Annotated in this window: 18 protein-coding genes; 11 read left to right on the top strand and 7 right to left on the bottom strand. The window is 54.2% G+C overall.

Annotation, left to right across the window (positions count from 1 at the left end):
• Positions 1-20 precede the first annotated feature (20 nt).
• From HH1059_RS07800 to HH1059_RS07780, 6 genes are all read left to right on the top strand, one after another.
• Positions 21-1478, top strand: coding sequence for a GGDEF domain-containing protein (locus HH1059_RS07800; protein WP_096409652.1), 1458 nt, complete (start codon positions 21-23; stop codon positions 1476-1478).
• 420 nt (positions 1479-1898) lie between these two features.
• A complete protein-coding gene (locus tag HH1059_RS13960) occupies positions 1899-2030 on the top strand; it encodes a hypothetical protein (RefSeq protein ID WP_275951826.1) in 132 nt (43 codons plus the stop codon).
• A gap of 17 nt (positions 2031-2047) precedes the next feature.
• Entirely contained in the window at positions 2048-2860 is an 813-nt protein-coding gene (locus HH1059_RS14020; RefSeq protein WP_096409651.1) for a hypothetical protein, read from the top strand.
• Positions 2861-3018: 158 nt separating this feature from the next.
• On the top strand, positions 3019-4383 hold the full coding sequence (locus HH1059_RS07790) for a hypothetical protein (RefSeq protein ID WP_096409650.1): 1365 nt from the start codon (positions 3019-3021) through the stop codon (positions 4381-4383).
• Positions 4384-4579: 196 nt separating this feature from the next.
• On the top strand, positions 4580-5023 hold the full coding sequence (csgH, locus tag HH1059_RS07785) for a curli-like amyloid fiber formation chaperone CsgH (protein ID WP_096409649.1): 444 nt from the start codon (positions 4580-4582) through the stop codon (positions 5021-5023).
• A 173-nt stretch (positions 5024-5196) separates the two neighbouring features.
• Positions 5197-5670 carry a hypothetical protein gene (locus tag HH1059_RS07780; protein WP_162549440.1) on the top strand — a complete coding sequence of 158 codons (474 nt, stop codon included), beginning with the start codon at positions 5197-5199 and terminating at the stop codon, positions 5668-5670.
• 62 nt (positions 5671-5732) lie between these two features.
• Here the strand turns inward: HH1059_RS07780 and HH1059_RS07775 are convergent, their stop codons facing one another.
• The gene (locus HH1059_RS07775; RefSeq protein WP_096409647.1) at positions 5733-6278 is read right to left on the bottom strand and encodes a porin family protein; all 546 of its coding nucleotides are present in this window, start codon (positions 6276-6278) and stop codon (positions 5733-5735) included.
• A 182-nt stretch (positions 6279-6460) separates the two neighbouring features.
• Between HH1059_RS07775 and HH1059_RS07770 the strand changes: the two genes are divergently transcribed.
• A complete protein-coding gene (locus HH1059_RS07770; RefSeq protein WP_096409646.1) occupies positions 6461-7906 on the top strand; it encodes a hypothetical protein in 1446 nt (481 codons plus the stop codon).
• Between the two features lie 256 nt (positions 7907-8162).
• Here HH1059_RS07770 and HH1059_RS07765 read toward each other — a convergent pair whose 3' ends face one another.
• The 6 genes from HH1059_RS07765 to HH1059_RS07735 all read right to left on the bottom strand — a co-directional run bounded on the left by HH1059_RS07765 (position 8163) and on the right by HH1059_RS07735 (position 15669).
• Entirely contained in the window at positions 8163-9419 is a 1257-nt protein-coding gene (locus HH1059_RS07765; protein ID WP_096409645.1) for a glycosyltransferase, read from the bottom strand.
• A 196-nt stretch (positions 9420-9615) separates the two neighbouring features.
• The gene (locus HH1059_RS13335; protein WP_162549438.1) at positions 9616-10215 is read right to left on the bottom strand and encodes a DUF4870 domain-containing protein; all 600 of its coding nucleotides are present in this window, start codon (positions 10213-10215) and stop codon (positions 9616-9618) included.
• A 180-nt stretch (positions 10216-10395) separates the two neighbouring features.
• On the bottom strand, positions 10396-10866 hold the full coding sequence (locus tag HH1059_RS07750) for a Crp/Fnr family transcriptional regulator (protein WP_096410377.1): 471 nt from the start codon (positions 10864-10866) through the stop codon (positions 10396-10398).
• Positions 10867-10946: 80 nt separating this feature from the next.
• The gene (locus tag HH1059_RS07745) at positions 10947-12188 is read right to left on the bottom strand and encodes an SAM-dependent methyltransferase (RefSeq protein ID WP_231901905.1); all 1242 of its coding nucleotides are present in this window, start codon (positions 12186-12188) and stop codon (positions 10947-10949) included.
• A 496-nt stretch (positions 12189-12684) separates the two neighbouring features.
• A complete protein-coding gene (locus HH1059_RS07740; protein WP_207148218.1) occupies positions 12685-14637 on the bottom strand; it encodes a hypothetical protein in 1953 nt (650 codons plus the stop codon).
• A gap of 6 nt (positions 14638-14643) precedes the next feature.
• A complete protein-coding gene (locus HH1059_RS07735) occupies positions 14644-15669 on the bottom strand; it encodes a DUF3108 domain-containing protein (protein ID WP_096409642.1) in 1026 nt (341 codons plus the stop codon).
• A gap of 142 nt (positions 15670-15811) precedes the next feature.
• Between HH1059_RS07735 and HH1059_RS07730 the strand changes: the two genes are divergently transcribed.
• The 4 genes from HH1059_RS07730 to HH1059_RS07715 are packed head-to-tail and all read left to right on the top strand — an operon-like array spanning position 15812 to position 20954.
• Positions 15812-16561: an electron transfer flavoprotein subunit beta/FixA family protein gene (locus HH1059_RS07730; RefSeq protein WP_096409641.1), complete on the top strand. Its 750-nt coding sequence runs from the start codon at positions 15812-15814 to the stop codon at positions 16559-16561.
• Positions 16558-17499: an electron transfer flavoprotein subunit alpha/FixB family protein gene (locus tag HH1059_RS07725; RefSeq protein WP_096409640.1), complete on the top strand. Its 942-nt coding sequence runs from the start codon at positions 16558-16560 to the stop codon at positions 17497-17499. The genes HH1059_RS07730 and HH1059_RS07725 overlap by 4 nt, the downstream gene beginning before the upstream one ends.
• Before the next feature lie 3 nt (positions 17500-17502).
• Positions 17503-19296 (top strand): acyl-CoA dehydrogenase C-terminal domain-containing protein, encoded by a 1794-nt coding sequence (locus HH1059_RS07720; RefSeq protein WP_096409639.1) that lies wholly within the window; start codon positions 17503-17505, stop codon positions 19294-19296.
• Entirely contained in the window at positions 19293-20954 is a 1662-nt protein-coding gene (locus HH1059_RS07715) for an electron transfer flavoprotein-ubiquinone oxidoreductase (protein WP_096409638.1), read from the top strand. The genes HH1059_RS07720 and HH1059_RS07715 overlap by 4 nt, the downstream gene beginning before the upstream one ends.
• Positions 20955-21017 lie beyond the last annotated feature (63 nt).

Raw genomic sequence — 21017 nt, 5'->3', positions numbered from 1 at the left:
GGGCTGATGAGGGGGGAACGATGACACTTAATGCCCTAAAAGAAGATGGATATGCAGCAGCTATTGCCCATGTTCCTGGGAACTTGCGTTATCAGTTAAGCCAAGTTTATGTTCTATTTATTCTTAACCGCCAGCTCAATACCACGCTCGACACCTCTGATGTGGTCAGGGCTGGCAACAGATTGATCAGCGACCTGCTCGAGCTAGACGGTCTGGCAATATATGCTATAGATCGGCCGCAACAGAGCGTCGAACTGCTGCATGTTGATCCTGATCTTACGAGCTGGTATCCACCCAGTCATAGCCTTGCCTGGGGCCAGGGTATCGCTGGCCGGGCGGTACTCAGTGAAAGGCAGTGGATCATTGAGCATGACCAAGACTGGCCGGATGATGTGGCCGCTGAGTCTATCCCGCCGCAGACTACGGTCCTGGCTGAGCGCATGCTCGGACTGGATGGCGAGGTGATCGGCGTCGTCATCTTTCATCGGACACAGGGCCTCGGTTTCGCCAACCATGAGTTGCCATTCTTTGCCGAGATGGCCAGGGATATGGGGCATGCTCTGAGCCGCGCGCAGGTGCTCGAGGGGTATCGTTATGGGTCGCTGTGTGATGGCTTAACGGGGCTCTACAATAGGATCTATGTCAAAGAACAGATTGAAGAGCATTTACGCACGCAGCAGCGCTACGGCACTGAGTTCTCGACCCTGATCCTTGATGTTGATCATTTTAAAGAGGTAAACGACTCCTACGGCCACTGTATCGGTGATGAGGTTCTGCGCATAGTCGCAACACGTATCCGCAGCGCATTGCGTGATAGTGATACGGTTGGCCGCTATGGCGGTGAGGAGTTTATAGTCCTGCTGCCCAACACTTCATCGACTGATGCCGCTATTGCGGCCGATAAGGTGCGCCGGGCTGTGGCTGATGAGCCGATCTTGGCAGGTCCCGAAGAGCAGAGGCTAATGGTGACTATAACCGTCGGTGTAGCAGCTGTGCCGCACGATGCCCAGGATATTGGCCAATTGCTCGAGATCGCTGATAGACGCCTCTATCTTGGCAAGCTGTCGGGACGGAATTCCGTGGTTGATGGGGGATGGCAGGAGAGCGTGGAGGCGACCCGGCGTCGTGCCCCGCGCTATGCGGTAACGCTGAGCACTACTAATGCCCCACGGCGGGTGCTGGGGTTAGAGATCTTAGCCCTCAACGGTGATTGGCGACAGTGTATTGTCGAGGATATTAGCCGTCTGGGGGTACGCCTGAAGAGTCCGGTGCCGCCGGAAAATGAGCAGTGCTTTAAGGTACGCATGCTGATAGAGGATCGACGAATCACTGATGAGCCGTTAAAAGAGCATATCCTGCCCTTGCGAGTTGCCCACTACAGCCGTGCCACTGATGGCTATTGGGCGATTGGCGGACTGTTCGTCGATGATGGCTCAGAGAGCTGGCAGCAGTTTTTCGAGGTGCTGCGGATAGCTTGAGCAAAAACGGAGTCTCCAAAACTCCTCAAAGCCATTTAGCTACCAAGTTTTGCAGGGCGCTGTGAATCTATCTCTGGAGGCTTCTGGTGCCATCCCTGGTGGCAGGCCTCTACACCGAGTTAGCTAAATGGATCCTGGGGAGTTTTTTTATGCAAATGTGTGCGGCATGCTGCCTCACGCCTTAGTATTAGTGCTGTTATGTGTTGCCTCAGAACTTGTACATGGGCTCTAACCTAAAATCTTACTGCAATTTACGAACTCTTCCTGATTTAGTTTTTCCCCCGAAGCGCATAACTTGTAACTGCACGCTACCCGTGGGAAATCACGCAAAAGGGGGTGTTGATGGCGGCTCGTTGGTGGGGCCTAGCTTGATGAGTGCCTCAATTCATGAACTGACACTAGAGGTTAACAGACATGCGCATGAAAACGACTTATATTTCAACAGTTACCGCGGCTCTGCTGTTCGGTGCCGGCGCGATCATGGCTGATAGTGGCGTAGCTAATCAAATCGATGTTACCCAAGAGGGGATGGTGGCCACGAGGCCACGGTAGATCAAGCAGGAAGCGGACTGGTCGCCACTATTGAACAGAGAACACTGGATAATGACCACGGCACATTTGGTGGTGAAGCCACCATCGACCAAACCGGAGAGGGACACACAGCTAGCATTGTTCAGCAAGGTGGACAGTTTGCGACTATTATCCAAGAAGGAAGTCAAAATACAGCAAGCATTGGTGCCCCCCAACAAGGTTTTGATGGGGCCAATGAGGCTGGAGATGCGTACTGGGGTAATAATAATAACGCATCAATTGCTCAAGATGGGACTGAAAACTCAGCCGATATCAGACAACAAGGCGGCACCGGTATCAGCACAGCCGATATAGACCAAGTGGGGAATGGTAATACGGCAGCCATATCCCAGATGCGTGGTGAAAACGATGCCTCTATCACTCAACATGCGAATAACGCTGAAGCTAATATTGATCAGCGTGGGGTAAGTGCTTCCTTTGCAGAACTCCATCAGATTGGAGATAACAGCATAGTTAGCATTACTCAGACCGATTCTACTGACGCAAGTGCAGTTCAAGGTTTTTGGAACAATCATAGTGCGGTACTCGCTGTCCATGACGCTGATGCAGAAGTCCATCTTCTACAAGATGGTGTTGGTTCCAGTGCCGATTTGACCGTGTCAGATGGGGTGGCGGGTACTATTTCATCCAACAAAGGTGAAGATACTTTCCACACAACCACATTTGAGACTGGATACGGCTTTATTAACGTTCACCAGGATGGCAGTGCGCATGAGGTAAACATCGACCAAAATGGTGGTGCATTCGGCAATATTTCTGTCAATCAGGCAGGGCAGCGGCCACATAGCTAACGTGACCCAAAACTGATTTAAGGCTGCGTATGGCCATGGGGGCCGCATAATCGTGGCCTCCATGGCAAAGGTGTGCAGATCAAGACAGGGCAGAGCGAGTTAACTCGGGTTTTCGCTGGTAAGGCGGTAAGACTCTACCTCAGCAAGGAGAAATAGACATGCGCATGAAGAAGACATATATCTCAACAGTTACCGCGGCTCTGCTCTTTGGAGCTGGATCGATTCTTGCGAATAGCGATCTTCAAGAAGCCACTATCAATCAGTACGGGGAAGATCAGACAGCTACGGTTGATCAGTTAAACGCACACGGTTCTAAGGCAACTATTACTCAGCAAGTGGGTGCAAATAACGCAGTAGCCACAATCCTCCAAAAAGATATCTCTGGCGCCACAGCAACCATTGAACAATGGCGTGGCACTGTCAAACTTATCCAGGATGGCTACGATTCGAGTTGGGATGCAGTGGCCGAAGTTAGAGGTCAAGCAACCATCGCCCACGGTGAAGGTAACACTATCGAAGTCGACTCAAACAGCACCTGGGATGTCATGCAGAGCGGCTCTGGTAACTTCGCCGATATCATAGCTAGCCGTGGTGGCAGTGGAGAAATTCGACAGGATGGCCAAGATAATAGCGCAGAACTGAATTTGGATGTTGGCTCTAGCACAGGCGTGGAGTACGCCGACGTGACAGTAGAGCAGATTGGATCGGGAAACCAAACATTCCTTGGTGCCCACTGGTCTTTCAATGACATCGTGAATATTTTTCAAGAGGGAGATGACAACATATCTCGCCTATATATAAACAGTGCCAATCCTGCAGATGTCAAACAGGTTGGCAATAACAATGAGGCTAATGTAGGCACTGCGGAGGAGCTCTTCTCATTTAAAGGGAATGTTCTCCAGCTGGGCAATGATAATCTAGTTGATTTAATTGGAACCGGCGGCTCGTGGAGAGGGGCAGACATCTACGTAGAGCAGCACGGGAATGAAAACGTCTCTCATGTTAGCTCGGATAAAGGCAGAGTTGTTGTAATGCAGCTTGCTGATGATAGGGCAGCAGATGGCAATTCCAGCCATGTTGCTAATATTACGACGATCAATGGCGCTGGTATTGATCTCCTGAAGCAGGTAGGCAAGGGTTCATTTGCTGATCTGTTCGCCGACGGAGAAATGGTCACGGGCTCAGTTCAGTCCAATGCCGGTGTAGAAACTGATCACACTACCACTATAGGGTCTGAACATGGCGGCATGGAAATCTTGCAGTTAGGTGCTAACAAGCATGCAGAGGTCCATCTGGATGGTTATGAAGGAGATATGATAAGTATTACTCAGGGTGGCAACGGTTCTCACGGAGTGTTTCATGCCGGTGATCTCGGTAATCCTAGCCATGGCATGTCAGCTATAATAACCTCCAACGATGCCAGTTATACGGATCATTTGACCACTGTCGATTCTTCCTATGGTTTTATGACAGTAGCCCAGCATGGTGCTGGAAACCTAGCTAGCCTCACGCAGCGGCAGTGATAGCAGGTTTGGGAAGCAAGTCAAGAGCTAGTTTATAAATGTTTGTGTATTTGCCATGAAACTTGCAAGGAGGCAGGTTTCATGGTGTCAGGGATAAAGATGGTGGAGTGTAGAAGATATGTAGTAAAGGTTGTTACATTCAGACAGCTGCTAGGGGAGCTGGGTTTTTGTGATCATAAATGGGGATTAACCGTAGATGAGCAGGATCAGAGCCTTCGCGTTACTTAAAAACAAGGCTCATAAGAGAATCGCCCTAGCTATCATGCTATTCGCATCCTTAATTGGTAAGGCACTGTCTAATACGGTTGCGGCGGAGATGAGCCATATCGATCCCATAGAGGCTAAAATAGAATTCCTAAGCAGCGAGGATTATGGCCTACTCATTCAGCCTAAGGCCAGAGCGAAGGATCCGATTGAGGTGAGGTACAGGATCAAGGTATCTGCTAGCGGTGTTTCTGGTGAGTCCAGCACTAGCCAGGGAGGATCGAAGCAACTTGATTCTACGTACCGCGTTCTTTCAACGGTAAGCATGAGACAACAGGGGGAGGCGCGCTTCGAGGCTAAATTGACATTAGTTACCCCGGAGGGGGAAGAGCTACGTCTTAGCGAGACTTATCAGCAAGAGGTGCAAGTTAGGTGAGGCGTGCCTGGCATGAAGACAACAATATTGCCCTATTGTTGGGCTTTTCTGAGCAAGCTTGTGGGTGCCGACCTCAACAGCGGGGTAACCAACCGCGCCTGCGGAGTTTTTCGAGGCGCCCTTGTGTATCGGCAGGCGCTATTACCCTGGTGCTGTTGTTAGTGGTGATCTTATTGGCCCCGGCAGCCGTTTGGGCTTATGAACTCTCGGGCATAGGTGAAGGAGATCTAGCTGCCCCTGAGTTGTATATCGGCAGTAATATTGATCATAGTACAAGCAATGCTCCAGCCCCCGGCAGTATGGATGGTAACTGGGCAAGTGTAATACAGACTGGCGAAAAGCACTGGGTATCTATTGAGCAGTACGGTCGGGATAATATCGCCTACATTCAGCAAAGCGGCGAGGGGCATTACGCAGCATTAGTGCAGCAAGGTAACAACAATTGGAGCGAGATAATTCAATCAGGTAACGGCGGGCATAGAGCTACGGTCAATCAGTATGGCAATGATAACAAGGCGAGCTTAGAACAGGTAGGTGCAGTTGCACATAATGTTGAAATAGATCAGATTGGCGATGGCAATCAGATAAATGTTCGGCAGAACGGTGCAGTAGGTTCATATATCTCAGTTAGGCAAGAATTTAATTAATATGGCTTATGGTTTGTCAGGCATAATTCGTTGAGGATATTCGTCTAATTTTAACACAAAAGTCAGAAGCGCCATTTTAGTGATGAAGTTACCGCCTGAAACATGAAGTCCGGCTCATCTAGATAGCGGACATAATCAATACCCACCGCATAGTGATCGCCGAGATTTATTTCTGCTCCTGCGCCTAAACTAAATCCAGAAGCGGTCGGGGCGTCTTCTTCGGCGCCAGCCTCCTCGGGAGAGACGATCATCTGCACACTCGAGAACCCAGCTAGAGTATAAACATTAAAATATTCAAATAAGGGCTGGTTAAGCCTCAAGAAAACGCCATCCAGAGAATCAAGCTCTATCCTCACTTTTGCAGGTAAGCTTACCTTATCTTCACCATACATACCGAAATGGGCCTCTATACCAAATCTATCGGTAAGTAACGTTCCGGCTATCAAGCGGCCCCCTGTTGCCGAGGTTTCGTCACGTTCCCCTTCATAATTCCAAGGCATTGCTCCGACACCTATATAGACTTCATGAACAATTTGAAAGCTGCTGACCGGAGTGCTCATAGCTAAAGCGCTACCAATGACAATGAATTTAAGACGGGTGCAACGCATTTAGAAGGACTCCTGATACTTATGAACGTGTAGCACTTGACGGTGCAGGTTGATGGAGTATGATTAAAGAATAACACAAAATTCCGTCATTCTTTATTTTTCGACGGATTGGCCTAAAAATAACTAGTCTGATCATGTAGCAGGACTGGCTTGGTGTTGCGCAAAGCGCAAAGGTGTTATCAGTGAAGCTAACTCGCGGCTTACCAGTAGTTTTTTTAGAGGTACTCGGGATTTTTTTTATCGTCCTTTTCGTGGTGGCAGTACTGTCAGGATGTGATGACATCTGGGACACGGACGATGATGAGCATGATAATGACGAAGAGCAAGAGACGCTCGATTTAGGCTGCTTTGATGAGGGTGTGTTTATCTCTGGTGAAGTTTGTGTTGATGAGCAGGTTCTCGGACCTAAAGATAGCATCTGGGTCAGTGCCTATCTGCGCAAGCCCGGTGAAGACCTGACAGATGCAGGGGCTGGCCACGGTTTAAGTGTTTACCAAGTCTCATTCAGTTCCGATTGCCAGAGTTCGGCGGAGGAGAGTGATGATGAGAATGGTGATAGTGACCCAAAAGCTCGTTTCTCCTCGGTAAACCGTACAGAAGAAGATAACGGCAAGATAAAATTTGCAGCAGCGTATGATCTTCTTGGCTGCCTTCCAGAGAATGACAAGGATACAATAACTGCTCGCTTGGAAAGAGGGGGTAGAGGGTCAGCGAAGAAGACTGTAACAGTCGAGCCACCCCATTATGCAGAGCTTTTGCAATACTACCCAAGGCGTGCGGCCATTATCGATGAGTGGCATCCGGATGGGCCGCGCCCCGGCCTGGAAGTGGTTTTTAATGTAATCACTCAGTTTGAGCAGGCATTAGAAAAAGTACCGGTAAGTTTCGAGCTGAAGTGTTCAAATGGTGATGACGATGATTGTTTACCGAAAGAATACTTTAGAGTAGATTCACCCAAGATAATCGATGGTGCTGAGGTTAGAACGAGGGTAAGGCGTTCTGCCAAAAATAGCGATATCTCTGACGATATACATGGTAAAGAATTTAATGTTGTAGGGAACATTCAGCATCCCTGGGATGTTACTTCCAGCGATAAGAATGATGACTTTACGCTGATCCCGTTAAAGTTTAATAAATTAGCAGAAGGCAGTGGTGCTGGCCAACTAAAGTTCGATTTTGTGGATGCTGTGGGCCGCGAAAACAGTGATGACAAAGCAATTGAGCGCTTTATCTTTAATCAGGACGGAGAACTCATTGATGATGCTAAAGTGCCGATCCGCCTTAATATCGACTATGAAGATAAAAATGGTGATAGATTTCGTGTAGAGGATTTGCGCATCGCCATTGACGTTGAAGAGGGTGCGGATAAGGGTGAGTTGGTTGGTGATAAAACCTGCTTCTCAGAAAAGGGCCGCTGTGAGTGGGAGTGGCGCCCGCACGACGATCTTAACCTCTATGCCTCTGGCCCAGAGGAGAAACTCAAAGTTGTGTTGGGAATACGCGATTCGCGCAGCACTTGGAGAAACCATGAAAATGGCCGTCCAACCGCACTAAAAGACGGTAATCTGCCAAAATTGCTACTGAAGAAGCGACAAGAGACTGATGAAGATCAGAATGGTGGTGATTAGTATCTCTAAAGCCTGCCGTTAAGTACCTATTATCTCTAGGAACCTCCAAAACTCCTCGGGGGCCAGTCAACTGCCCCGGTGTGGAGGTCTTGGCGCCAGGGATGGCGCCATGAAGCCTCCAGGGATGGATTTACGGCGTCCTCCACGCCGGGGCGGTTGAGTGGCTCCAGGGGGGGAGGTGGAGGTTCCAATATATGCCTAGAAGAGCGGGAGCATCTGAAAAAATAGCTCGCGCGCCCCCGATCAAATGTCAACATCAACCACCTCCTACCGCAGCAATAATCCTTTCCGCCGCATTCACAGCCCCGTCATCCTCTCTGGCCCACTGCGCGATTTCGCGGCATCGCTCAACGCGACTCGTTGAGCCGAGTAGGGCATCAATGGCCTCAGCGGCGCTTTTGCCAGAGTAGTGGCGGGGCAAAAGCTCTAGTCCTACCCCGAGACGCTGGGCGTGGGCGCTGTTATCGAACTGATCATAGGCCATAGGTCTAATTAGTTGAGGTATGCCTGCCGTCAGTGCAGTGCTGAAGGTGCCGATGCCGCCGTGATGGACAAGCGCCGCGGCGTGAGGCAATAGGTTGGGAAATGGCACATAACCGCTGCTTATCATGCCTGAGGGAAGATCAGTCGGGGCCTCGCCGTGGGCGTCAACCAGTATGCCGCGGTAGCCGTTTGATTGGCAGGCCTGAATCGAAGCAAGGAAAAAATCGCCGCTACAGCGGGTTGCGGTACCCGGGGTAAAAACAACTGGTGCAGTACCTTGTTCCAAGAACAGGCGGATATCTCTGGGCAAGTTGTTGTATGTTCCTTGCTGCAAGCTGCCGTTAGGAAAACCGGCCAAGCTTAGCGGGGTATCCCAAGGCGGTTGCGGGTTTGCCAGCCAGTCCGGAAACATCGCCAGGATCATGTCGACATTGTGGAGCCAGTCGCCGAGAACCCTTTTGGCAGGGGGTAATCCTAAATCAGAGAGCAGGTCATTGAGCTTCGGCGCAAAGGCAGGGTCAAAGACTAGCCTATCAAGCATGTACCAGAGCACTTGCGGGGCTGGTCGGGGCAAGAGCGGCCATATTGGACTGGTACCAAATCGTGGCAACCGGCGCCGACAGCGGAGCAATACGGGGGCTAGGTGAGTAGTTACGCAGAAGACTCCGTCAGTCTCCTTGAGCAGTCGCGGCAGCAAAGAGAGTGTCGAGCCTATTGCCACAGTCTGCCCTGGCAGTATGTATCTGCGGAGGGCTTGCCAGTCTTGTGCCAGGTTTGCAGTTAAGACCTTGGCCAGTATTTTTGTGCCTTGGTGAGAGTCGGTTAACTTAGGGTCGCTGAGTAGCTGCTGGTATTCATCTGTAGAGTCGCCAACCCCTATGCAGTTCAGTCCCTCACTCTCTATGCGCTGCTTAAAGTAGCGATGGGTGTAAATGAATACTTCGCAGTTGCGCTCTTGCAGCGCCTTTCCCAGGGCGATGAAGGGGAGCACGTCGCCATGGCTTCCGCTAGCGCAGATCAGGGTGCGCATCGGCAGTGGCCTGTTAATAATACTGTCTCAGAGTAAAAAGACCGCAAGCCGGGTTTGCTTCAAGCATTGCCCGACCTACGGTCTTACCGCGTGCCACACGCCTGCTAGCCATGGTCAGATGTGCAGAACACCATGCTCCAGCACGGGCCTGCCGCATCGCACAGCTACAGTTTTTATAGGCACACCGACCAGCGTATTATTTACCCTGGCTGTCTGTGGGTGCCATCTTATCAGCCAAACGCTGAGCGTAGTCGTTGAGGAAGGGTATCTCGAACGACTTCTTCTGATTGGCCAGATATGCCATGTACAGCAGAAAGGCAAAACCGGCCCAGAACACCAGCGGAACGCCGATGAAGCTAACGCTCAGGATCGCTACTGCCAGCCAGGCTACAGCGATTACCGCGGATAGCAACAGGGCTTGGCAGGCATGCTTGCGCACTACCGAATCATTGCGATCTAAAAACAGGAAGATAGCCCCGGTGATAGGCCCAAGCACATAGGCCAGACCGGAAGCTACATGCTGCGGCTGCCCGGAGCCGCCGGCACTGCTGCCTTTACTGGCACCGCTGTCGGCCGATTTTTGTGCCGACGATCCGGTGCTGGATGAAGAGCTGCTGGAACTCTTGCTGCTAGATGCCGCAGCACTGCGAGTGCTGCTCGCCTTGCCCTCAGTGCTGCTGCTCTTGGCTGCAGCTGATTTGGTACCGGTCGACTTGCTGCTTGAGCTGCTGGAAGTGGAGCTGGAGCTCGACTCCGCAGCCTTCTTGGTGGATTTATCGTTTACGTCCTCGCTCATTATGGACACCTCCGTGAAAAAGCCCAAATAGGGCGAATCATTCTATCCCCGTCCGTGGTGTACAATACCGATTCGCCTTATCCTGCGCAAATCGCTGGTTTTGAGTCATGTAGTAGCACATCTAGGTGTAGCAATTTTTCAATACGGCTAGCTTAACCGCTCAGCCAACACCCCCGCCAGTTAAGCGAATCCGGGGGGGTCCCACTGGTCAATCATTTTCTGGCGAGCGACATTAAGCCGCTCTGACATCAACGCAGAGAAGCGCTTGAGTAACTGATAGCCAAACTCGGCATCCTGCTCGCAGCGCTCTAGAACCGAGCTGCCATCGATCACCAGCAGTTCACAATCTGTCTCGGCACGGGCGTTGAAATTCCAACGGTAAGGCGGGATTAGCCACGACCAACCGAGGATTTGGTCTGCGCCCAAGTGTTGCACTTCAAGTGTTGGCCCGCTGATAGCCGGTATCTCCAAGTGTACGGTCCCGCTGCCTACAACATAGAAGCTACTCGCCGGATCTGCGATGCGAAACAGAACCGTATCCTTTGCGAACTGCTGCCATGCCGATTTGCTGGCCAGGAACTCGATATACTCGCGCGGGAGTTCCTTGAAAAAGTCCTGATCAGACAGGTAGTTGGCTATAGTCGCGGTCATATTGCGCATCTCTGTAGGCCGGACCGTGGCTGCATGCGCTACCGAACATTACGGCCTGTGCAATCGCTTTCCCTGCCGGATTAACTTGCCTGTCTCTGTACATACTGCTCACTTGGATACTCTGCTGGCCGTTCGGCACCCTGCATACTGTAAAGGTAATCACGGGTTAAAGGCACTGCGTCTTGCTGCCGCGCCATCTGTAACTGAAGCACCATCATGCCGCGCCAGCGGAATGCGGCCTCACTGACGGCAAGATAAAACTCCCACATGCGACAAAACGACTCGCTTTTATTGGCCGCTACTCTCTCGCGCATGGCCTGGAAGCGTTGCTGCCAGGATGACAAGGTCTTGGCATAGTGCAGTCGCAACACCTCTATGTCCGTGACCCTGATGCCGACCCTCTCTATTGCTGCCATAACCTCGGAAGTGGCAGGAATATAGCCTCCGGGGAATATATAGCGCCGGATCCAGGGGTTAGTCACACCGGGGGGGGTGAAGCGACCAATAGTGTGAATCAGCGCTACACCGTCATCGGTGAGCAGGTCGTAGACGCGGTCGAAATATTGGTCATAGAAGGGGGTGCCGACATGCTCAAACATGCCGATACTGACAACCCGGTTGAATCGGCCTGTTACATCCCGGTAATCCTGCAGGCGGATATCGACCCTGTTCTCCAGGCCGGCCTGGCGCACCCGCTCGCGTGCCAGTTCTTGTTGCTCCTCGGAGAGAGTCAGGCCGACCACTTCGACGTCGTGATTATGGGCCAGATTGATGGCCATTGATCCCCAGCCGCAGCCTATATCGAGAACCCGTTCCCCATCTCGGACCAAAAGTTTGCGGCGGATATGGTTAAGCTTAGCCTGTTGGGCTTGCTCCAGTGTCATATCAGGGGTGGCGAAATAGGCACATGAATAATTCAGGTCTTCGTCCAAGAACCCCTGAAACAGCCAGTCATCGAGATCGTAATGTGAAGATGCATTGCGCCGCGCACTGTGGGCGCGGTTCCACTGTTGAATAGGGCGCCAGGCCAGCGATAACCACTTTTTCAAGCCAGACCGGTAGCGCGGTGGATTATTTATTAGTAGCACTCCCAGCAGCCTTATCAGGCCGCCTTCACCTGGGCTCCAGTCACCGTCCATGTAAGTCTGCCCGAGCATGAACTCTGGATCCATTGCGATACGGCGAAAAACACGCCGCCGATGGACTTGCATCGTGGCGCGGGGTTCCCGACCGTCGCCGTAGATGCGCCTCTTGCCATCATCAAAGTGTAATTCCAGGGTCCCCGTGCGAATCTTCTCGGCTAGTTTTTTCTCTATCCACATCAGCTGGTACTCCATCGGTCATGCCGATCTGCAGCCTGCGGCAATAAAAAGATGAACTGTTAATTATTAAAGCTAACTTCAACTGTTTATCCTTTTGATCTTTGTTTGTTTGCGGTCAGTTTCCGTGGCTTCAATTACACCATATATCGTAGCCAAATTCATGATACTGCAGCTGTCCGTATAACATCTTATGCCTCACCCAAATCATTATAATGCCTAATCGACTCAATTTTTTAAAACTGGGCGCCGTGCCGCATGTTCAGATTTGATACGGCTTGCGTGCCTTTTCAGATTCCCCCTGAGCCACTTGCTGCCCCGGTGTGGAGGTCTTGGCGCCATGGAAGGCGCCATGAAGTCTCCAGGGAGGGATTCACAGCGTCCTCCACACCGGGGCAGCAAGTGGCTCAGGGAGGGGTAAGAGGTGCCGCTGTGTGGAGGGTTGAGGACAGGATTGTCGCCGTGAAGCCTCCAGGGATGGATTCACGGCGTCCTCCGCTCACTGCCCGAGTATTCGCCGCGCATAAACCAAGCTACGGTACCACTCCCGCTTAGGTTGCGGCACCGGCGGTGGTCGGTGGCTGAGCAGGGTGACCTGAGTCCCTTTATCTACCATCTGAGTGCGCAGTATCGAGTTAAGGACATTTTCTCTAGCGCCGTAGACCTCTATCAGAAAGCTTTGCGCCTCCTCCGTCAGGTCGACGCGGTAGTGACGAACTAGAGCTAGGGCGAGCTTTTCGGCAGCACGACTGAGATCATTACTGACCTCCCTGACCATGGCCTCACCGATGCGGCATTTCTCCAGCGCACTCATGCCCGGTTCAAGGTCGCCGAGATAACACGCATTAGTGGCCGCTAGGCCACGCTGCACTTCAGAGCGGGTAATGCCTATATGGGGCTCCAGGGCTACAGCTATTTCAATAGCTAAGCGCCTGGCCTTATCAGGGGTGAGATCTTCGTGAGCAGCTATAGACTGGTGGTAGCCTCGGCCAGGGTCCGTGTCCCCACTGGCGAAGAGGTGCTTACTAAGACTGGCACAGACCTTTTCACGGGCCTCTTCGTCCAGTCCTATGGAGCGCTCAACAATGCGTAGCCCCTTGCTGCCCGGGCCTATCATAAGCTGTTGCTCGCGGCCGGTGGATATCTCTGACACTAGCTGCTCCCAATCCTGGGTCGCCTTAATAAGCTCGGCATGAGTGGAGCCTATTGACTGTACGGCCTGGTACGCAGCCCGATAGAGGCCGATTGATGTGGCCAAGGTTCTGCTCAGATGGTCGGCTCTGGCTCGCTGTGTACGGCTGATGGTGCGCGGGAAGCGCTTATGTTGCTTGTATAAGATGTCAAGCTCAGCCTGCATGCCGTCGAGTGCGGTATTTATCCGTTCAAGCAGGGTGGAGCTAGGGAGTTCTTCAGGTGCGTTGGCAGGGGCAAGAAGGCCAGCTTCAATCAAGTGGGAGGCTAGTGCTCTGAGGCGATTCTCTACCGCCGCCAGGTTCAGGCGAAAACGGCTGCGGGCTGCCTCTATACGGTCGAGGTGCTTGGCTAAGCGCCAATTTCCAGAGTAACTAAAGCAGAGGGTGGTGATCTCTCTACCGTTAAGCAACTCAAAGGCGAGTCCGAACATCTGTTCGACGTCTTGCATTGTGAGCAATGCGGCGTTTTGTTCTTCGAAAGCGGCGAGTATCCTCTCAACAAAGGCCTCATGGCGGGGAATGCCGGCTCGCAGACGCGGTACTTTGCCGGTGAAGCGCTCGCGCAGGGCGCTTGCAGCAAGCGGCGCCTCGGAGCGGACTTGTTGAAAGGTCGCCTCGAAGTATTCGCCGTGCAATTTATTGAGATCGCGAATCCGCGAATAGAGACCGGCGCGGCGGTAGTTGTCGATCTGCGCTAAGATCCGGCCCAGCTGACGGTCCTTGGTAAGCTCTTCGCAGGCTAGGGCGACCCCCTGCGGGGAGAGGTCGATGCGCAGTAGCAGTTGCCTGGCGGCCTCATAACCGCGGGCATTGCCTTCGAGGCTATCGACATCAAGATCACGGGTTGCCAGTATGAGCTCACCGAGTTGATCGATAACCTGAACTACTTTGGCTTGCGCCATCTCCTTGTTTGAGCCTAACGTGCTGTCGTAGAAGATCTTGGCTAACAGGCCGATGACCCCGGAGAGCAGGGTGAATGTGCCAAAGTAGATCAATAGCTGGGTGCTGGGCAGATGCCCATATGCCACTATATAGCCGCCGGTAAGGCCGAGGCCGGTTACCGGCCCGGCAGTCCAGGCGATGCCGAGCAGATTGCGCGAGATGCGGACCCGGCGCAGGGAGCGCTGCCATTGACGCAGGCGCCTATCAGTAGTGTCTTGACCTAAAGAAACTCCGGCTGAATGTTCCGTGTGGGGAGTCTCTGCGGCGCGCGGCGATGATTTAATGCGCCGGTAAAAGGCCCTTATTCCGGAGCGCAAAGTGGGCTACCCTTCCTGTTCTGGAGTGCCCGAGTTGATCTTTTCTAGGCGAGTTCGCTCAGCACGACGTTCAGTGCGGGCATCGACAGTGCGCACCGGCAAGCCGGCCCAGCCTTCCGCCATATACCAGCGCACAGCCCGCTGCTGTCCGGGCATTTTGCGCGTCAAGCGGATGGTACGAAAGGTTCCGGCGTGGGTGCGCACGGTTTGACGGCCCTCGATATGAAAAACTATCTCTTCAGTCTCGCCTTCCTCGTTGACAACCTCGTGGGCTATTCGTTCGTGGCGGGAGCCTTCCAGGGCTTGCTGCATAACCTGCCAGCGATGTGAAATCGGGTCGAGGGCATCGGGAGGAGCGGCTATCTCGTTCTCCTCTAGCTCACCTTCATCAGCAGTGAAGCGAACCTGGAGTATAACCTCCTCTTCGGCGTCATCGAAGGCCGTATCCGGGTCGTATTCATCAGCTGACTGGAAAACGGTGGCGCGGCGTATCTCATAGGTTTGGGGTTGGGCAACTGCCCCTTCCAGGGTGCCTTCACTGATCTCACGGGTCATGATGATGCGCCGGTCGCCCTCGTAATCGCGACCTACAGCCGGACGCTGACGCAGCTCACGGACGCGCTCAAGGCGGAAGGTGTCGGCCTCTGGGTAATCCCAAATTAGTGTTTCGTAGCCGCGCCACTCGCCGCCATCCTGAATCCAGTAGCGGGCGCTGCCCGATTCGGGCAGCTCTGCGGCGCCGATAAGGGCTGAGCCAAGCCCGAGGGTCGGCAGCGAAGCCAGGATTAAAACTCTTTTTAATTGCCGCAGCTTCATAGGGGGTGATTGCCGGTGTGTGGCCCAAAAGGATTTGCCAAGGGCTAGCTCCAAGGGAGTACTCAACCCGTTCTCTATGATATATATCGGCTTCAGTCTGGGAAAGCTGAAGATCCCTGGGGGGACCTCAGAAACTTCGCTGGCGCCATCATCTGCCCCGGTGTGGAGGTCTTGGTGCCAGGGATGGCGCCATGAAGCCTCCAGGGATGGATTCACGCCGTCCTCCACACCGGGGCAGATGATGGCGCCAGCGAAGTTTTTACAGGCGCTCTGGGTACGCCCTTTGGGTTTTGACTGAGCAGGCCGAAATAGCGCATAGTTGGCGTCATATAATTTGTGCGCTGCAGGATTGAAACAGATGAAAATTCTAGTTACAGCAAAACGGGTTATTGACCCTAACATCCGGGTACAGGTTCTTCCCGATGGTTCGGCTATAGCCGCGGATCATGCCAAGAAGACGCTCAATCCATTCGATGAGGTCGCCATTGAACAGGCTGTCCGCATGAAAGAGGCCGGCCATGTCAGTGAGATAATTGCCGTAACTATTGGCACAGCAGGTGCTGAGGAGGTGCTGCGTACAGCGCTGGCCTTTGGTGTTGATCGGGCGCTGCTGATCGGCGCAGAGCATGATCTTGAACCGCTGGCTGTGAGCCGGGTACTAGCCGAGTTAATCGAGCGCGAGGAGCCTGATTGGGTCTTAATGGGTAAGCAGGCCAGTGATGATGATAGCAATCAGGCCGGGCAGATGCTTGCTCAGCGGCTTGGCTGGGGTCAAGCGACATTTGCCTGTGGGCTGAGTCTGGTTGATGGCGAGTTGCATGTTACCCGCGAAGTTGATGGTGGCAAGAAGACCTTGGCGGTTAAGCCGCCGGCGGTGGTTACTGCCGATTTGGGTCTTAATGAGCCGCGCTATATTAAATTGCCGAACTTGATGAAGGCTAAGAAGAAGCCCATTGAGCGCCTTGAGCTCGATGATTTAGGTGTCGATGTTAGCCCTCGTCTCGAACAGCTTGGGCTTGCTGAGCCGCAGCCGCGGCAAGGCGCGGGGATCAGGGTCGAAAGTGCTGAGGAATTGGTCGCCAAGCTCAGAGATGAGGGTCAGTTATGAGTATATTGGTAGTAGCCGACCATAATGGTCAGGTGGTTAGTGAAGGGACCTGGCGGGCAGTCGGTGCTGCTCAGCAGCTCGCCGATAAGGTTGATCTAGTGGTGGCCGGCGGTGATGAGGCGGCTGCGGTGGCTGCCGAGGCTGCCCGCATCGGTGGCCTGAGCAGTGTCCTGCTCTGCTCGGGGACGGCGCACGCCGATCAGCTGGCCGAGCCGCTGGCACAGCGACTGGCAGCACTGGTCGAGGTACGCGGGTATAGCGCGGTTGTTGCCCCGGCCTGCAGCATGTCCCGGGATAGTCTGCCGCGATTGGCTGCACAGTTGGATGTGGCGATGCTCTCCGACGTTCTGGAGATAGAGGACAGCGAGACATTTGTCCGGCCGATGTATGGCGGCAGTGTCTTGGCCCGGCTGCATTGCGCCGAGCCGGTCAAGATCATGACGGTGCGGGCGACCTCGTTTAAGCGTCCAGCAGAGCAGGATCCGGCACCGGTGGAGGAGATCGAGCCGGGCGCCGACTCGGGCCTGGTAAGGCTCATTGAGCAGCTACGTAGCGACTCAGGGCGCCCCGATTTGGCTTCTGCGCAAATAGTTGTGGCAGGGGGGCGAGGCCTGATCGATGAGCAGGGTGTTGCGGAATTGGAGGCTGTTGCAGATAGCCTCGGAGCAGCAATAGGTGCCTCGCGCGGGGCGGTAGACGCTGGGTTATTGCCGAGCGGTGCTCAGGTTGGGCTTACCGCTAAAGTAGTTGCACCGCAGCTGTATATCGCTGTTGGCATATCCGGGGCCATATATCATATATCTGGGATGAAAGAGAGTAGTGTGATTGTGGCGATCAACTCCGACCCTGAGGCGCCCATATTCGAGATAGCAGATTACATTTGGGTAGCGGATGCCCGCGAGGCGCTTGCCGAGCTGCGCCAACTGGTGGAGGCATAATATATGTCAATTTACTATAAGGCACCGGTGCGTGATCTATGTTTTGTTATAGAGGAACTCATAGGTCTGCAGGATTATGTCGGGATGGAGGGGGTCGAGGAACTCGACGCCGAGTTGGTAAGTGCCATTCTGGAGGAGGCAGGACGCCTAGCCAGCGAGGAGTGGGCGCCTCTTAACAGCAGTGGTGATCGCCAGGGGTGTGTCCTTGAAAATGGTCAAGTCAAGCTCCCCGATGGGTTTATTGAGGCCTATAAGTCCTTCACAGAGGCTGGTTGGAACGGCATAAATGCCCCGGTGGAGCATGGCGGACAGGGGTTGCCCGAGGTCATTGCCAGCGCTACCCAGGAGATTTGGCATGGGGCCAATATGGCCCTGGCGTTAGCCCCAATGCTCTCCGCAGGAGCTACCGAATTGCTCGCTCAGCACGGCGACACCGAGCTGCAGCAGCGCTATCTCGACAAGCTGGTCAGTGGTGAGTGGACTGGCACCATGGATCTGAGTGAACCCCAGGCTGGCTCCGACCTTGGTCAGGTCGCTGCGCGGGCGCTGCCGGATGAGACGGGCGATAGCTATCGCTTGTTTGGCCAAAAAATCTTCATTACCTGGGGTGATCACCAGGCCGCCGAGAATATTATCCATCTGGTTCTCGCCCGTACCCCTGATGCCCCGGCCGGCCATCGTGGTATCTCGCTCTTTCTGGTGCCCAAGTTTTTGGTTAATGCGGACGGCTCTCTAGGAGAGCGCAATGCCGTTTTCTGCGACTCTTTAGAGCATAAGGTCGGCATTCACGCCTCGCCAACTTGTACCATTCGGTATGGCGATAATCAGGGTAATGGGGCGGTTGGGTACTTGGTCGGTGAGCTCAACCGCGGCCTCAATCACATGTTTACCATGATGAATGAGGCCCGCCATAAGGTCGGTGTGCAAGGCATCGGTATCGGTGAGCGGGTCTATCAGGGCGCTTTGGCCTTTGCTCGGGAACGGGTGCAGGGGCGCCGCCCCGGTGGCAAGGAGTCGGTGCCCATCCTCGGTCATCCCGATGTGCGGCGGATGCTGATGACTATCCGTGCGCAGACTGAGGCGATGCGTGCCCTAGCATTGGTCAGTGCCGCCTACCAGGATAAGGCGCTCCATGCTAGCGACAGTGAGGAGCGTGCAGCGGCACAGCGCCGGGTGGATCTGTTCACGCCAGTAGTCAAAGCGGTTGCCAGTGATTGGGCGGTTGATAGTGCCTCCCTGGGGATTCAGGTACATGGCGGCATGGGGTTTGTCGAGGAACTAGAGGCCGCGCAGCTGTGGCGCGATGTGCGCATCGCACCGATTTATGAGGGCACTAACGGCATCCAAGCCCAGGATTTTACCTTGCGCAAGGTGCTAAAGGACTCCGGGGAGACCCTTGAGGCTGTCCTCGGCGAGATCGAGCAAGTCGTTGCTGAGTTGCGTGCGGACTCGGTAGTGAGTGATTTAGGCGCTCGTCTTAAGGAGGGTGTCGGGACGGTACGCGAGTCGACCCGGTATTTGCTCGAGAACCAGGAAGATCCATTTGTTTCATTGAGTGCGGCAACCCCCTACATGATGCAAGCTGGCTGTTTGTTCGGCGCATGGCAACTAGGCCGCGCCGCTTTAGTGGCCAGAGCAGTGATTGAAAGGGGGGGTGACGGTGATGGTTTCTATACCGCCAAATTGCATACCGCCCGCTTTTACATGCGCCATATACTGCCTAGGGTCCACGCCTATACCCCGGCTGTTTGCGGGGGTAGTGATGAGCTCGAGGCGATTGAGGAGCGGCACTGGTGAGTGATGGATACGAGCGTGAGCAGCTTGAGTACGACGTAGTAGTAGTTGGTGGTGGCCCCGCCGGGCTGGCGGCGGCGATCCGCTTAAAGCAGCTGGCGGCGCAGTCAGCTGATCCGGATCAGCTCAATGTCTGTGTCCTTGAAAAGGGGGCCGAGATAGGTGCTCACTCCCTTTCTGGAGCAGCTATTGATCCTCGCGCCCTAGATGAGCTAGTTCCCGATTGGCGCGCGAAGCAAGCCCCGCTGGGCGTGCCCGTGGACTCGGCGCCTGGTGCTGAGAGCCTCTGCTACCTCACCAGCGGGCACGCCTTCGAATTGCCTGCCCCCGAGCACATGCATAATACCGGCTGCTACCTGGGCAGTTTGGGAAATATGTGTCGTTGGCTGGCCGAACGGGCAGAGGAGTTGGGGGTTGAGATCTACCCTGGCTTCCCCGCTGCCGAAGTGCTTTACGATTCTAGCACCGGTGCGGTGCGCGGCGTGGCTACGGTTGATATGGGGCGTAATGCCGACGGTAGTCCGGGTCCGGCTTTCGAGCCAGGGGTAGAGGTCGTTGCCCGGCAGACCATATTCGCTGAGGGGGTCCATGGCACACTCAGCGAGCAAGTCATCGAACGCTTTGAACTGCGCCGGGGAGCGCAGCCGCAGACCTACGGCCTAGGCATCAAGGAACTCTGGCAAGTCGCTGATGATAAGCATCGGCCGGGCAGTTTGCTGCACACACTCGGTTGGCCGCTGGATGAGTTTACCTACGGAGGTGGTTTTGTCTATCAGCAAGAGAAAGGGAAGGTCGCAGTAGGCCTGGTTGTCGGGCTGGATTACGACGATCCCTATCTGTCTCCTTTTGAAGAGATTCAGCGCTGGAAGACCCATGCCGCGGTCAGGCCAATATTAGAGGGCGGCAAGCGCATAGCTTATGGGGCTAAGGCGTTACCCGAAGGGGGTTGGCAGAGCCTGCCACGGCTGAGTTTCGCCGGCGGCGTACTGTGCGGTGATAGCGCCGGATTCATCAATGTGCCTAAGGTCAAGGGCATCCACCTGGCCATGAAATCGGCAATGGTGGCCGCCGAAGCGGTGCATGCTGCCTTAGGCAGCTCTGCTAGTGAGGCGGCCGATCTGCAGCAGCGGGTCGAGTCGAGCTGGCTTGCTAGCGAACTTAAGGCGGTGCGTAATGTTCGCCCGGCCTTTCGCTGGGGAGCTAGTGCCGGTTTGTTATATTCGGCTCTGGAAAGCTATCTGCTGCGTGGGCGTACGCCATGGACTTTGCGGCACCACCCTGACCATGCCCAGCTTAAGCCGGCACATTTGCGTAATCCCCGAGATTACCCAGCAGCGGATGGTAAGTTAACCTTCACGCGGCTCGATTCGGTCTTTTTGAGCAACACATATCACGACGAGGGCCAGCCTTGCCACTTGGTGCTCGCCGATAGTGATTTGCCCGCGCAAGTGAACTGGCCCCGCTACGCCGGCCCGGAGATGCGCTACTGTCCGGCCGGGGTCTATGACTATCAGCCGGATAAGCATACTGGCGAGATGAGCTTGCATATTGAGTCGATCAACTGCCTGCACTGTAAGGCGTGTGCTATCAAGGACCCCTGTCAGAATATTGAGTGGCGGGTGCCGCAGGGCGGCAACGGGCCCAATTATCCGAATATGTAGACTTCCTGGCTTTCACCCGACCCCTAAATACTGCGCCTGAGCCAATTGCTTCACCCTGTGGAG

Origin of the sequence: Halorhodospira halochloris (assembly GCF_002356555.2) — a bacterium.
Lineage (GTDB): Bacteria > Pseudomonadota > Gammaproteobacteria > Nitrococcales > Halorhodospiraceae > Halorhodospira > Halorhodospira halochloris.
This window is presented reverse-complemented; position numbering and strand designations above follow the sequence as displayed.

What these genes read in the sequence shown, in the direction of transcription:
- HH1059_RS07725 (WP_096409640.1), top strand. Translation starts at nt 16,558, where the DNA reads ATGAGTATATTGGTAGTAGCCGACCATAATGGTCAGGTGGTTAGTGAA.
- csgH (WP_096409649.1), top strand. Translation starts at nt 4,580, where the DNA reads ATGAGCAGGATCAGAGCCTTCGCGTTACTTAAAAACAAGGCTCATAAG.
- HH1059_RS07750 (WP_096410377.1), bottom strand. Translation starts at nt 10,866, where the DNA reads ATGACCGCGACTATAGCCAACTACCTGTCTGATCAGGACTTTTTCAAG.
- HH1059_RS07730 (WP_096409641.1), top strand. Translation starts at nt 15,812, where the DNA reads ATGAAAATTCTAGTTACAGCAAAACGGGTTATTGACCCTAACATCCGG.
- HH1059_RS07790 (WP_096409650.1), top strand. Translation starts at nt 3,019, where the DNA reads ATGCGCATGAAGAAGACATATATCTCAACAGTTACCGCGGCTCTGCTC.
- HH1059_RS07745 (WP_231901905.1), bottom strand. Translation starts at nt 12,188, where the DNA reads ATGTGGATAGAGAAAAAACTAGCCGAGAAGATTCGCACGGGGACCCTG.
- HH1059_RS07775 (WP_096409647.1), bottom strand. Translation starts at nt 6,278, where the DNA reads ATGCGTTGCACCCGTCTTAAATTCATTGTCATTGGTAGCGCTTTAGCT.
- HH1059_RS13960 (WP_275951826.1), top strand. Translation starts at nt 1,899, where the DNA reads ATGAAAACGACTTATATTTCAACAGTTACCGCGGCTCTGCTGTTCGGT.
- HH1059_RS07800 (WP_096409652.1), top strand. Translation starts at nt 21, where the DNA reads ATGACACTTAATGCCCTAAAAGAAGATGGATATGCAGCAGCTATTGCC.
- HH1059_RS07765 (WP_096409645.1), bottom strand. Translation starts at nt 9,419, where the DNA reads ATGCGCACCCTGATCTGCGCTAGCGGAAGCCATGGCGACGTGCTCCCC.
- HH1059_RS13335 (WP_162549438.1), bottom strand. Translation starts at nt 10,215, where the DNA reads ATGAGCGAGGACGTAAACGATAAATCCACCAAGAAGGCTGCGGAGTCG.
- HH1059_RS07720 (WP_096409639.1), top strand. Translation starts at nt 17,503, where the DNA reads ATGTCAATTTACTATAAGGCACCGGTGCGTGATCTATGTTTTGTTATA.